We start from the raw sequence: 13,005 nt of genomic DNA on the forward strand, positions 1-13,005 counted from the left end.
CAAACAGGCGCTGATGGTCCATGGGGAAACGCCGCTTGCCAGGACACCTCGGCTTGTCGGCGCAACCTCCGCCGGCATGGCTGGGGGTTGCCCCCGGGTGCAGGGACCGGACAGCTCGCGGACGGGCCCTGGCGCGGTGGTTGCGTTCAAGCCGCGCCGGAAGACCGAGATGGCCACCACGCTCGAGCTGTCGCGGCAGTCCTCGCCGGGCGGACCCATCCGGTGCCCGTGACGGCCATTGACCAGTCCGTACTGGAAGTCGCCCCATCTCCGTACCCTGCCCGATGCCGCAGAGCCAAGCCGGCAACGGACGGGGTGGCCCAATACGGGCCTTCGATGGGCATCCCGGGCGTGCCCGATGCAAGGACGTTTGCCGCCGCCTCAACGCTCAAAGGGACGAGTATTTCCGGCACCTCTGGCGCGAATAGCGACCAAACGCCGTGCGTGCCGACACCCCCGGCCTTGCTATTGAGACCCAGGCGGACGTCGAGCGCGGTGTCGCGCGGGGCCTCCTTAGCGCCTCAGCCCTGCTGAACGCCCAACCTCAGGCGGCGTTAAGTGCCGAGAAGATCCGGGCCTCGAGCTCAATGAGCTGCCTGAGCATCTCGGCATGACCAACGCTCCGTCCGACCAGGGCCCGCCGGCGTGCCGCACCGACGCGGGAAGCAAACCGGTCATCGACCCTCGCGAGGGCGTCGCGGAAGCGTTCGGCATGGCCCGGGGACGTTGCCGACTCACGGTCGAGACAAAGGGAGAGATTGAACTGTCGCCTGTCTTTTCCGGCGTATTTGACGCGAATGTAGACCGGCCAGTGGAGGTCCGGGCCCGTAACCTCATACCCCCTTGGGCACACCTCAAAAGAGTTCCTGCGCGAGTAAACGCTCGTCCTTGGCAGAACCGGGATGGCATTGCGCACCTCCGTTGCTACCGACGCAATGCCGCGCATCTGGCCAAGGGTGGTCATGACGCTCTTGTTTTGCAGCGCGAAGAGACGATGGGTCCAGTTCTGCTCCTTGCCCAAGAGCCAGTTGTTGTCATTCCCGCCGCCCGCAAAGGTCAGCAACCTGGCCACGGCATCCGGGTAGGTCTGGTGGATGGCAGCGGCCAGTGTCTGGACACGCTCGGTTCTGGGACTCTCCCAATCGGTCAGCTGCTGGCAGTAGGTGGCGACAAGGCGGGCCGAAGCGTTGCCGCGCTCAACATGCGTCTGCGCCCGTCTTGCAGACGTCTCGAGCCAGTCATAACCCAGGTGCAGCCAGTAGAGCATGGAGGGACGCGTCGCCCCGGCCTCCCCGTCATGATAGTAGTCGAGTGCCAGATAGACCTGCTCGAGCCCCCGCAGTCTCGGGTTGGCCTTGAGCGCGCTGCTGACCTCGTCCCGGTACCGCTCGAGCTGTTCGTCGGTGTGCTTTGCGCCAACCTTGTTTTCGATGACCAGGATGAATCCGTTGTGCGTATCGACCACGCAAAGGTCGATGCGCTCTCCGTCGCTGACGCGAAGCTCGGTTGTGGTAAATGCCGAGGCAAAGCTCGACGTGCGGACGCGAGAGGCGGGCCACGCGCTGAAAAAGCGCGCTGTCGCCCCACGTCCATCGAGGCCCGCATCACCCGAGCTGGCAATCGTCGATGCCCTCGTCAGCAGGTCACGCAAGATTTCATCGCCCTGTCCGTGCCCTTCCTTGGGGTCGAGCATCCAGGCGAGCATGGCCGAGTTCTGGTTCTCGGTCAGGTCGAAGACATCAAAGACACTGTCGCCGGTCCGGTGGAGTTCACAAAGCTCGACGAGGCGGGAATCCGCCATGAGTTGTTCCATTGACGCGTTCAGTGCATCGGTATCCATGGTCGTCCTTGCTGGTCATGTTGCGGGGCAAAGGGTGGTTGGCCACATACGGTCAGCCATCATGCCCGTGACTGGTGCGCCATGACCAGCGCGGGTACGTCGGCGAGTGATGGGGCAATGGCGGTCGCAGCGGAAAGGGGCGACGTCACCAGAAGCCCGGATGCAAAGCGGTCGGACCGGAACACATCGACATGGGGAAGAAACACGGCGTGGAGTGCGTCAAGATAATCGTGCGACGCACGGCCTACGGGATTTCTCGGCATCGACTCGCTGCTCGACTTGTCGATGACCTGCATCATGAACTCGTGGAGCGCGTAGAGCGATGGCGTGGTATCGGGCGTCAGGGGCGGGAGCGTATTGAAATCGGACGCGTCCTTTCTGAAAAGCCGGGCAGCCATCAGGCGCGGGACTTCGGTGAGCCACTCGCTTCGCATTCCCGCGAGCGCCAAGCGGAGACCAGCGAGGCGTTCGGACTTCGACGCCGCCCCTTGCATTCCCTCGTGGGCCTGCCTGGTTCGATGCGCGTACTCGACCAGGACCGACTCGATGGCCATGCCCTGTGCACGCAGCCCGCGCACAACGCCCTGACCACGCTCGCCGCTGCGAACGACCCATTCAGCAAAGTTGACGATGTCGCCGAGCGCCTCACGGTGGAGAAGATTGATGTCAGCGGAAGTCGTCGACGTCTTGAGGGCCGAGAGAAGACGCAAGCGGTCCTTTTCGCGGAACGGATAGCTGTCGATGAGGACGGCCAGTCGTTCTTCCTCGGCTGGCGTTGCAGCACTCGCTCGAAAGGTCTGGGCCAGCTTCTTCATCCTGTAGCGGCGCTCAGTGCGACTGCTGCCAGGCGTCGCCTTCCACTCCTCCATGAGCGACTTTCGCACATCACCCCAGAGGTCGGGAATCTCGCCCAGCTGGTAAAACCAGTCGGTGGGCATAGGCGCGCGAACGCGCGACTTCCGGTGGCGGGCGACAATGCGCCGGACTTCGTGGTCGAGGATGGCCCAGGCTGAGGGATGGTGTTCGAGCCCACTGAGCTCTGCGATGGTACGGATGCGCGCGATGCCCTTGCCAGCCGCGTCCTCATCGACGGGCAGGCTCTCCAGGAGAAGCACGTCGCTGAACGGGAACCGGGCAAGACCGCGCTCCTTGAGTTCCAGCAAACCGGTCTTCCGTGCAGCGAAACCGGGCGTTGACAGGTTGGAGATGTCCGACGTGTCGAGGTAGACCGTTGTCGGGCGTTTTGTCAGGGCAGTACGGCGAACCATTGAGCGGCCTTGGCGTGGAAGGGGTGGGGGCGTCCTGGGCCATCGACCCGATGATTGGTGGCGTGTCGTCAGTACCAGCGGGAGGCAGGGCGTGGCCTGAGGAGTCGCCGTCCCGGAAATGCGCGCGGATTTCAGGCCATCGCGGACTCGTTTGCAGCAATCCACTCATCGAGTTCGTCGATGTCATTGGTCAGCACGACGACGTCGCGCACATGCGTGCACCCTTCGAGTTCGACCATGCGTTCAGGTGCCGTCCAAAGGGCAAGAATCACGCCGCGCTCAAAGCGCGAGGTGATGGCCGATACGAGCCTGACCGGATGACCGTTGCCGAGAACGAGGGTCCGCTTGAGGAGCCTTTGCAACATGTCGCCAGGCAGTGCCGCCGCAAGGTCGGAGCTGCCGAGGTGTCCGATGGCCGGGACAAAATACGTCAGTCCGACGCCGTCCGATTCGGCAAGGCGGTGGGCATGGGCGACGGCACCGCGCAGCCTGTCGAGGTCAGAGCGGTTTGCACGGAAGACCGTAAAGCGCGGCATCGGTGGGCCTGATTAAAACGCCAATCGTCGCAACCTGCCACAGCCTTCGCTTGGATGGGACTGAGGATAGCGGCATCTGCCGCAGCCTCAAACAAGGCCGCAGCAACGCCTCGCCCCAGACTCGAGTGAGCCGGGCCCGGGGCGAGTCCGCCCCCGGGCCTTTTGTCCATGCCAAGGAGATACCCATGTCCCGTCTGTTTCTCGGCGCCGCAATGCTTGCGGCAACCGTCCTTCCCCCGACCAGCCACGCTGCCACACGGCCAACCATCGTGCTCGTCCATGGGGCCTTCGCCGACTCGTCGAGCTGGAATGGCGTCATCGGCCAACTCCAGAAGGACGGCTACACCGTCGTCGCCGCTGCAAACCCGTTGCGCTCGGTCAAGGGTGATGCGGCGTCAGTCGCTCGCGTCGTCGGGAGCATCAAGGGCGACGTTGTCCTCGTCGGCCACTCCTATGGCGGCTCGGTCATCACGCAGGCCGCCGAAGGCCAGGCGAATGTGCGTGCGCTCGTCTACGTCGCCGCTTTTGCCCCTGCAGTCGGCGAGTCGGGCATGGCACTGTCCAGGAAATATCCAGGGAGCACCCTGGGGCCGACCCTCGCCCCGCCGGTAGCGCTCGCCTCGGGCGGACATGACCTTTTCATCGAACAGGCAAAGTTTCCGGCGCAGTTTGCCGCCGACCTGCCACCAAAGACTGCAGCACTGATGGCTGCCGGCCAGCGCCCGGTCACAGACACCGCGCTCAACGACGCACCGACGTCCGCTGCCTGGACGCACATCCCTTCCTGGCACATTTATGGTGACGCTGACAAATGCATCCCGCCTGCGGCCATGGCCTTCATGGCCGAGCGCGCAGCGTCCAAGAAGACCGTGGTCATCAAGGGCGCGTCCCATGTCGTCATGGTGTCCCACCCGCTCGAGGTCGCACACGTCATTGAAGAGGCTGCAGCCGCAAAGTGAGTCTGCAATGCAGCGCCCGGACCGGGCGCTGCATTGGTGTGTCACGCGTTTTCTTCTGTGAGAGGAGGGGCGAGATACTGATGGACGCTTGCGATGACCGCCGAGCCTTCCCCGACTCCGGCGGCGACTCGCTTGATGGAGCCCGAGCGGACATCGCCAATGGCAAAGATGCCCGGCTTCGCTGTTGCAAACGTCCCGCCAGCGTCCGGGGCAACGCCGGCATCGATTCCTGTCAGGACAAACCCACCTGCGTCAAGCGGAAGGCAGCCTCCGAGCCAGTCGGTGTTGGGTTCGGCGCCAATCATGACAAAGAGCCCGGACACCCGCAGGTTGCGGTCAACCCCCGAGGCGCTGTTGTGCCAGATGACTTCTTCGAGGTAGGTGCCGCCGTTGAGCGCCGTGATCGAAGACCGCGCATGGAGCGTGATGCGGGAAGACTGCTCGATGCGCCGGACGAGATAGTCGGACATGGTCTCGGCCAGACCCTCTCCCCGTACGAGGATGTGGACGTGCGAGGCACTGGCGGCAAGAAACACGGCCGCCTGCCCTGCCGAGTTGCCGCCACCGACAACCACGACTTCGCTACCCGCAGAAAGCTGTGCTTCCATGTGCGTTGCCGCGTAATGGATGCCCTGCCCCTCGAACCGCGCATAGTCGTTGAGGACAAGCTTCCGGTAGCGGGCGCCCGTGGCGATGACGATGCTTCGCGTCATCACGAACTGCCCGTCGTCGAGCGCCATGACAAGGGGTCGCCCGCTGCAGTCGAGGGAAACGGCGGCACGGGAAACGGAGAGGCGTGCACCGAACTTCTGGGCCTGGGCCTGGGCACGTCCGGCAAGCTCGTGGCCCGAGACGCCGGCCGGAAAACCGAGGTAGTTTTCAATTTTGGACGATGTGCCCGCCTGGCCGCCGGGCGCGAGGCTTTCGATGACCAGGGTGTCAAGGCCTTCGGATGCGGCATAGACCGCCGCCGCAAGGCCCGCCGGCCCGGCACCGACCACCGTCACATCGAACACGTGCCCGGGCTCGATGCGTTCCGTCAGGCCGAGGGTGTCGGCAAGTTCTGCGGCACCCGGGTTCTTGAGCACCTCGCGGCGGACCGTCATGACGACTGGAAGGTCGGCGGCGGACAGATTGAAGCTTTCGAGCTCCGCCAGACCCGCCTCATCGGTCTCGGTATCGACAAGGGCGAAGGGGTAGTTGTTGCGCTCGAGGAAGCGGCGAATGCGCTGGGTGTCGCCCCCATGCGCAGGACCGATGATGATGAGGCCCCCGACACTGGTCTTCAGGATGCGGGCGCGGCGGAGCATGTAGGCCCGCATCACCACCTCGCCGATGTCCGGCTCGAACGACACCATCGACCGGAACTGGTCACGGCGAAGCCGGATGACGCGCGCGCCCGGGCCCGCCCGTCCGGAGACCTTGATTTCACGGTCGGTCAGGGTATCGAGTTCGCCACTGATTTGGCCCTCCCGATGCACCGTCACCGTCCGCAACACACCCCCGGCATCGTGCTCGAACGCCTCGATGCTGCCTTTGACGACGACGAAGAAATCAGGCGCCCGCTGCCCGCGCTCATAGAGCACTGTGCCCTCGGCCACGTCTTCCTCCACGCCATATCGCGCGAGTCGCTGGAGCATGTCGTCGTCGAGGCGGGGAAAGGCGTCCGCATCGCGCCCGTCCATCCCGCCCGAACCAGTTCCGTGAGCTGTCATTGCAATATCCTCCGTCGGGCCACCTGCTGCATACCCGAACGACGGCACCAGATGCATTACCTTCAGATATTGAAGTGTTGTGTCGTGCGGGTCAAGGCGCACCTGGCCATTGATGCCGCTTTGCGCCGGACAGATGTGCGCGTCACTCCTGTCCAATTGGCCCGCCCGGCCGCACGGTAAAAGTGCATCAGGTCCGGAACGCGGGCCTCGACCCGGCAGCCCGGGCGCACTCGTTGACTCCCAGGACCCTGCCATGAAAATCCTTGTTCTCGGTGCCGGTGGCATCGGTGGCTATTACGGCGCACGCCTCATTGAAGCGGGTGCGGACGTCACCTTCCTTGTGCGTCCTGCGCGCGAGGCGCAGCTTTCCTCCGGCCTGCGGGTCGAAAGCGGTGTCGGCAACTTCAGCCGGCCGGTCAGGACCCTGACCCGGGTGCCGGACGGGGCCCACTTTGACCTTGTGCTGCTGACCTGCAAGAGCTATGACCTTGCCGGCGCGATTGACGCCGTCGCCCCTGCGGTTGAAGCAGGTGCCGTCGTCTTGCCGTTCCTCAACGGCCTTGGCGCCTACGATGCACTCGACGCCCGCTTTGGGAAGGACAAAGTGCTCGGCGGGGTGGCCTACGTTGCAACCACGCTGACCGACGATGGAACCGTCCGCCACCTTGCCGACGCCGACACGATGATTGTGGGCGAGCGCACCGCCGACGCCGCACCGGTTGTCCGTGCGTTTTTTGACCTTGCACACCGGACGCCGGGCGTTCGGCGCCTGTCGCCCGACATCGAACAAGCCCTCTGGGACAAATGGGTGCTCCTTGCCTCTGGCGCGGCGGTGTGCTGCCTGCTTCGCGGGACGCTGCGGGAAATCCTGCACACCGATGCGGGCGAGAAAATCATGCGGCAGGCCATCGCCGAATCGGCGGCCGTTGCTGCTGCTTTCGGGCACGCCCTCAACGCCGAGACCAGAGCCTTTACGGACGGGTACCTCATTGCGACGGAATCGAACTGGGCCGCGTCGATGATGCGGGACATCGCGCAGGGCCGACCGCGCCTCGAGGCCGATGCCATCGTCGGCGACATGCTCGCCCGTTCGGTGGCCAAGGGCCTGCCTGCACCGGTTCTCGAGACCGCCTTTGCCCATCTCCAGGTGTACATGCGGCGCCACGCGGGCTGACATCGCATGCCCTGTCGGCAGGGGGAGACTCCTGCCGACAGGGCGTGCGCGCCGTCCGCTCCATTTCCCGATTTGCTCTCCCGGTGCCTGATGACCCAGGAACGCCACAAGCTCCTTACCCGCCTCATTGACCGGAGCATCAAGACCAGCGGCGCTCTCGTCTTGCTCCTCGCCTCAGCCGCACTCGCCTCGACCCTCGGCCTGCTCACCGCCCAGACCCGGCTTTCCGACGCGTTCCGTGCATTGATGGCCGCCGATGCGATTTCCGGCCAGGTCTCGGCCATGCGCCTGTCGATGGCCGCATGGGTCCTTCGCGGGGACGATGCGGCACGGTCGGACTGGATGCGTCTTGCACACCAGGCGAGCGGCGAACTGGCCAATTTGCAGGGGCGCGCGGCCGCCGACCCGCAAGGCACCCGCCTCATTCGTGCAGTGGCCGTGCGATTGTCAGAGCGGGTCGAGACGGCAGCACCGCTGCTTACCGAGCGTCCTGGCGGTGCCAATGCCCAGGTTGTGGAAATGATGGGGCGCGCCTACCAGACGCAAAACAGTGAACTTGGCGTTGCCCTCGACGAGCTGAGGACCTTCCAGACGCAACGGGTCGAAACCCTCCAGCGTCGCGAACACGTTGTCTTGCTGATGGCGGGCAGTGCCCTGTTTGCACTCGTTGCGTGGGCGGCGTTCGGACTGCGGCGCTCGCAACGCACCGCAAAGGCGATGGTCAGAAGCCTGAGGGACGCGTTTGCGGCTCTCGAGCGAGGGCGGGCGGAGCTGTCTGCCATCACCGACGCGGCTCCCCTGGCGATGGTCCACACCGACGCCGACGGGCGGCCGCTGTGGCTCAATGCGCATGCGGTCGAGTGGCTGTCGACCCGCGAGCCTGGAGATGTGCCGTCCCTGTTCGAGAACAGACTCCACCCCCAGGACCGTGACCGGGTCAGGTCGGCGTGGGATGCACTGGTTTCTGGCGGCGAGCGGTTCGACCAGACCTTCCGCCTTCTGGGTGGGGCGGTGACACCCGTGTGGGCCGAGTCGCATGCGGTGCCGGTGCGGGTCAACGGCGTGACCACCGGATTTATCGCCGTCTTGCAGGACATCACCGCGACGCGTGCGCTCCAGGACGAGCTCGGGCGCTCCCGCACCCGGCTGCAACGCATGGCCGACTCGGTTCCCGCCATGCTCGCCCATCTCGATGGAACACAGACCTACCAGTTCGTCAATGCTACCTACGCGCACTGGTTTGGCCGGGGCGCGCCACAGGTGGGAACGACAATCCGGGAATTTCTCGGTGACACCGCCTATGAGCGGCTTCGGCCTTCCATTGAGGGCGTCCTTTGCGGACGTTCCGTTCGCCTCGAGATGGCACAGGACAACCTCCACGGCCTTGCCTTCGTTGGCGATGTGACCTACACCCCCGAGTTCGACGAGGAAGGCCGTGTGTGCGGCTTTTACGTTCTCGTTACCGACGTGACGGAGCGAAAGAGGCTCGAGGACCGCCTTTACTCGGCCAAGGAGATGGCCCAGGTCACCCTCGACTCCCTCGGCGACGCGGTCGTTACCACTGACGCGCGCGGCATCGTCACCTTCCTCAACCGCCGCGCACAGGTGCTGCTGGCACCCACCGCGCGCCGTGCCCTCGGCCTGCATGTCGACCAGGTCGTGCAGCTCATCGACAGCATGGGGCGCATGGGCCACAGCAGCCTGTCCCGCGCGATTGAAGAGGAGCGTCACGTCGACATGCTGGCTGCCAGGAAACTGCCCCTTGCGGACGGCAGCGACGTGGAAATCGAGGATGTGGCGTCACCCATCCGCACCCGCGACGGGACGGTCGCCGGTGGCGTCCTTGTGCTGCGCGACGTCTCCGCCGCGCAGGCGATGGCCAACCGCATGCGGGAACTTGCTGAGTCCGATGTGCTGACGGGCCTGCCCAACCGCCTCGTGTTTGACCAGCGGCTGGCCGACGCTCTCCACCATCTGGCCACGGACGAACCGATGGCTGTGCTGTACATGGACCTCGATGGCTTCAAGCGCGTCAACGACATCCACGGCCATGGTGCAGGCGATGAATTGCTGCGCCAGCTCGCCATGCGCCTGTCTGCAGCCGCCGGTCCGGACGATACGGTCTGCCGCCTTGGCGGCGACGAATTCGTTGCGTTGCTCGCGCCGCCGACCACCGAAGCGGATGCGCTGGCCAGGGCGCACGCCTTCATCAGTGTGTCCGGGCAACCCTACGAGTGGAACGGCTTGTTGCTCGAGGTGACCTTGAGCGTCGGCATCGCCCTTGTCCCCGATGAAGGCCTCGACGGACTTGTACTGATGCGCAAGGCAGACGCCGCGCTGTATGCCGCCAAACAGAGCGGACGAAACCGGGCGGTGCTGTTTCCGCGCCCTCTCCGCTGACCATGACGCGGTCTCGCCGACGTCAGCCCGCCTCGCCTGCGACCGTCATCAGCAACGAGGCGCTGTCCTCACTGATGTGGGCAGCTTCCTGCAGATAGGCATCGGCGGGGCTTTTCGCGGCGTCCGGGCGTTTGTCAGCTGCTGCATCCCGCTCCGTGGGATCGAGTCCGTCATCCGCCACAGGTGCGTCTTCGCGCCCGGTGACGCCCGCAGCCCTGTCGAGTGCCTTTTGCCGGGCGGCAAAGGCCGCGTACCGACCGAGGTCCGCATCGCGGGTGGCCTTACGCTCGGCAAGGTTCAATGAGACTGTCGGGCGTTTTGCCATCGCGGTGAATGCTGCTGACTCTTCGAGCTGGAGTTGCCAGGCGGGTGTGGTGGTTATACGGGACTCATGGGTTCTCACAAGGAGGGCAATGCGGGCGGCGTCGGTGACGTCGCGCGAATAGGCTACCGGCGCAATGCGTGACGCGGGCAACGCGTTTTTGTACATCGACTCACCGAGGTCCTGCTCGCCTGGCGTCTCCGGGAACGCAATGTCCGGTGTCACCCCCTCGAGCTGCGTGCTCCGGCCGTTGATTCGGTAGAACTGGGCGATGGTCATCTTGAGTTCGCCGAGCTTCTCGTCTTTGGAGCGGCCCAGCGCATCGCCGAGGTCAACGAGATTCTGGACCGTTCCCTTGCCAAACGTGCGCTCGCCGACGATAACCGCGCGCCCCCGGTCCTGGAGCGCGGCCGCAAAGATTTCGGACGCTGACGCCGAAGCATGGTTGACCATGACCGTGACGGGTCCGTGCCACACCGCCGGGGTTCCCGGAGTACCCTGAAGGTCAACGTCGCCGTTGGCGCTTCGCACCTGCACCACGGGGCCGGGGCCGGTGAAAAGGCCGACCATGCCTGCGGCCTCGCCGAGCGACCCACCTCCGTTGTTTCGAAGGTCGATGACGATGCCGTCGACCTTTGCGCCCTTGAGTGCAACAAGCATTGCCGACACGTCACGGGTCACGCTGCGGTAGTTTGCGTCGCCTGCACGCCTGGCGTCGAAGTCCTCATAAAACGACGGGACCGTAATGACGCCGATTTTCTGCGGATGACCAGGAACACCGACGTCGATGATGCCTTGCCGGGCGGCCTGGTCCTCGATTGTCACGCGTCGGCGTGTGAGAGTGACAATGTGTGGGGCAACGTCCCCCTTATGCTCGTCCGGCAACAATTCGAGCCGCACATTGGTTCCCGCCCTGCCGCGAACCAGTGTGACCACATCGTCCGTCCGCCAGCCGATGACGTCGGTCAACGTCCCGCCGGCACCCTGCCCCACGCCCGTCAGGCGGTCACCGACATGGACCTTGCCCGACGTTGCCGCAGGACTACCTGCAACCAGTTCGGTCACCTCGACGTACTCGTCGTGCGCGCGCAGGTAGGCACCGATGCCATCGAGCGAAAGGGACATGGCTGTATTGAACTCGCTGGCTGCCCTAGGCGCGAAGTAATCGGTGTGGGGGTCGGTCGACTCCGCATACGCCGTCATAAAGAGCTGGAACGCATCCTCAGCAGTGGTCTTTTGCACCCGAGACTCAAGGTTCCTGTAGCGGCGCGCGAGGGTCGCCCGGATGGCCACATCGTCCTTGCCGGCCAACTTCAGACGCAGCCAGTCATCCTTGACGTGGAGGCGCCAGAGCGCGCGCAGTTCGTCGGAATCCTCCGGCCAGGGTGCGGCCTTGCGGTCAACGGTGATGGATTCGTGCGCTGAAAAGTCAAAGCCGCCGTCGAGCAACGACTGGCTAAAGCGCGCCTGCTCGACAATGCGGCTGAGATAGACGTTGACCGGGGCCATGGCCGCCGAGAGATTCCCGTCTTCGATGCCCTTTCCCAAGGTGGGCCGGAGTGGTTCGAAACGGGCGATGTCTCCTTTCGTAAACATCGCCCGCTGCGGGTCGAGGTCTTCAACGAGCTTGTCGAAGACGACAGCCGAAAATGTATCGTCGAGCGGATGCGGTCGATAGTGGACGCGCGTCATGAATAGCATCGCGACCTTCGCCGCCGTCGCCTGATGGTCGTCCGCCGTCAACGCAAACGCCTGAGGACGCTGCGGGAGCCCAGTTGCCGACCCCAATCCGGGCAACGCGAGGAGCACGAACCCGGCAAGTGCCAGTGGGAGAATGGACAAGCGGGTCGTGGTCATACGAGAGGTCAGGCAGGATTGGACAGCAGGATGCATATTTACCATCATCATTTCGGTTTTTGCAGTGCAAGGCGCCATGGTGACGTAGGATCCATGTCAGAGCCCTGGTTGACTTTGGCCACGGTTGTTTGTCCCGAGAGAGCTGACAATTTATCGACGTCGCTTGGAACCCGACCCGTTCGTCGGTACGGCCATGTTGTCCTCTCGCAATCGCACTTCTGTTTGCGTTTTCTTTTGTGAAACGCGCACGATCTTCGCAACGAATCTTGGGTGTTCGCAGGAAGTAGCGTCAGGCAGATTCGGCAGCGTCCCAGTGGCGCTGCTCATCAAACAGTGCGCGGCGAAGAAAGTCCATAACCTCCTGGCCACGCCCGGCCTCGACCAACTGGTGTGCCGTCAGCCCGCCGACGCAGGCAAGGCAGCCTTCGAAGTACCACCGGACCCGCATGACGGGACAGCTCTCAAGGGATGAGGCGAGACACAGGATGTCCATCGAGACATCCTCGACCGACCTTGCCGGGCGGCTGACGACTGCATGCAGATTAACCTTGTTGCCCATTGTTCCTCCCAAATCCGTGCCAGACCATCGGACCCGGCTGCCCGGCCGCGCGGAGTCAATACGCTGTCTGGCGCGGCTTGCACTTTACCCTTTCGTGCACCCAGCGCTTGGATGAGGCCGCCGCAGCGAGAGACCCAAACCTAGGTATGCCGTTGACTTGGTCTGTTACTGCTTCAATACTTGAAGTGGCGTCAGAAGCACGGTCAATCTTCTGCACCTCCCCATCGACCCGATGGCCACCGCACAAGACCGGGGAACCCATGAACAGTGCACCGCTGACCGATGACGAGCTTCGCAGGGAACTGCGCGAACTGTGCAACCAGGGGCGCAATGGGCCTGTTGTGCTCCCCCCGGCCGTTGCCGCCGTATTGGTGC

General features: G+C 64.4%; 9 protein-coding genes. 3 read left to right on the plus strand and 6 right to left on the minus strand.

Annotation, left to right across the window (positions count from 1 at the left end; translation table 11 throughout):
* Positions 1 to 544: 544 nt before the first annotated feature.
* The 3 genes from L2Y97_RS12595 to L2Y97_RS12605 form a co-directional block, all read right to left on the minus strand.
* Entirely contained in the window at positions 545 to 1,840 is a 1,296-nt protein-coding gene (locus L2Y97_RS12595) for a PDDEXK-like family protein (RefSeq protein ID WP_247426957.1), read from the minus strand.
* A gap of 59 nt (positions 1,841 to 1,899) precedes the next feature.
* Positions 1,900 to 3,108 (minus strand): hypothetical protein, encoded by a 1,209-nt coding sequence (locus L2Y97_RS12600; protein WP_247426960.1) that lies wholly within the window; start codon positions 3,106 to 3,108, stop codon positions 1,900 to 1,902.
* 131 nt (positions 3,109 to 3,239) lie between these two features.
* Positions 3,240 to 3,644, minus strand: coding sequence for a hypothetical protein (locus L2Y97_RS12605; RefSeq protein ID WP_247426962.1), 405 nt, complete (start codon positions 3,642 to 3,644; stop codon positions 3,240 to 3,242).
* A 185-nt stretch (positions 3,645 to 3,829) separates the two neighbouring features.
* Between L2Y97_RS12605 and L2Y97_RS12610 the strand changes: the two genes are divergently transcribed.
* The gene (locus L2Y97_RS12610) at positions 3,830 to 4,603 is read left to right on the plus strand and encodes an alpha/beta fold hydrolase (RefSeq protein ID WP_247426964.1); all 774 of its coding nucleotides are present in this window, start codon (positions 3,830 to 3,832) and stop codon (positions 4,601 to 4,603) included.
* Positions 4,604 to 4,644: 41 nt separating this feature from the next.
* Here the strand turns inward: L2Y97_RS12610 and L2Y97_RS12615 are convergent, their stop codons facing one another.
* A complete protein-coding gene (locus tag L2Y97_RS12615) occupies positions 4,645 to 6,474 on the minus strand; it encodes an FAD-dependent oxidoreductase (protein WP_247426967.1) in 1,830 nt (609 codons plus the stop codon).
* 97 nt (positions 6,475 to 6,571) lie between these two features.
* On the opposite strand from L2Y97_RS12615, the gene L2Y97_RS12620 reads away from it, so the two are divergent.
* Together L2Y97_RS12620 and L2Y97_RS12625 are read left to right on the plus strand one after the other, a co-directional pair.
* Positions 6,572 to 7,492: a ketopantoate reductase family protein gene (locus L2Y97_RS12620; protein WP_247426970.1), complete on the plus strand. Its 921-nt coding sequence runs from the start codon at positions 6,572 to 6,574 to the stop codon at positions 7,490 to 7,492.
* A gap of 90 nt (positions 7,493 to 7,582) precedes the next feature.
* Positions 7,583 to 9,892, plus strand: a complete 2,310-nt coding sequence (locus L2Y97_RS12625; protein WP_247426973.1) for a sensor domain-containing protein — start codon at positions 7,583 to 7,585, stop codon at positions 9,890 to 9,892.
* 22 nt (positions 9,893 to 9,914) lie between these two features.
* Here the strand turns inward: L2Y97_RS12625 and L2Y97_RS12630 are convergent, their stop codons facing one another.
* Positions 9,915 to 12,071 carry a carboxy terminal-processing peptidase gene (locus tag L2Y97_RS12630; RefSeq protein WP_247426975.1) on the minus strand — a complete coding sequence of 719 codons (2,157 nt, stop codon included), beginning with the start codon at positions 12,069 to 12,071 and terminating at the stop codon, positions 9,915 to 9,917.
* 289 nt (positions 12,072 to 12,360) lie between these two features.
* Positions 12,361 to 12,630 (minus strand): hypothetical protein, encoded by a 270-nt coding sequence (locus tag L2Y97_RS12635; RefSeq protein WP_247426978.1) that lies wholly within the window; start codon positions 12,628 to 12,630, stop codon positions 12,361 to 12,363.
* Positions 12,631 to 13,005: the final 375 nt, after the last annotated feature.

Origin of the sequence: Luteibacter aegosomatissinici, assembly GCF_023078495.1 — a bacterium.
In the GTDB taxonomy this organism is placed as follows: Bacteria; Pseudomonadota; Gammaproteobacteria; order Xanthomonadales; family Rhodanobacteraceae; genus Luteibacter; species Luteibacter aegosomatissinici.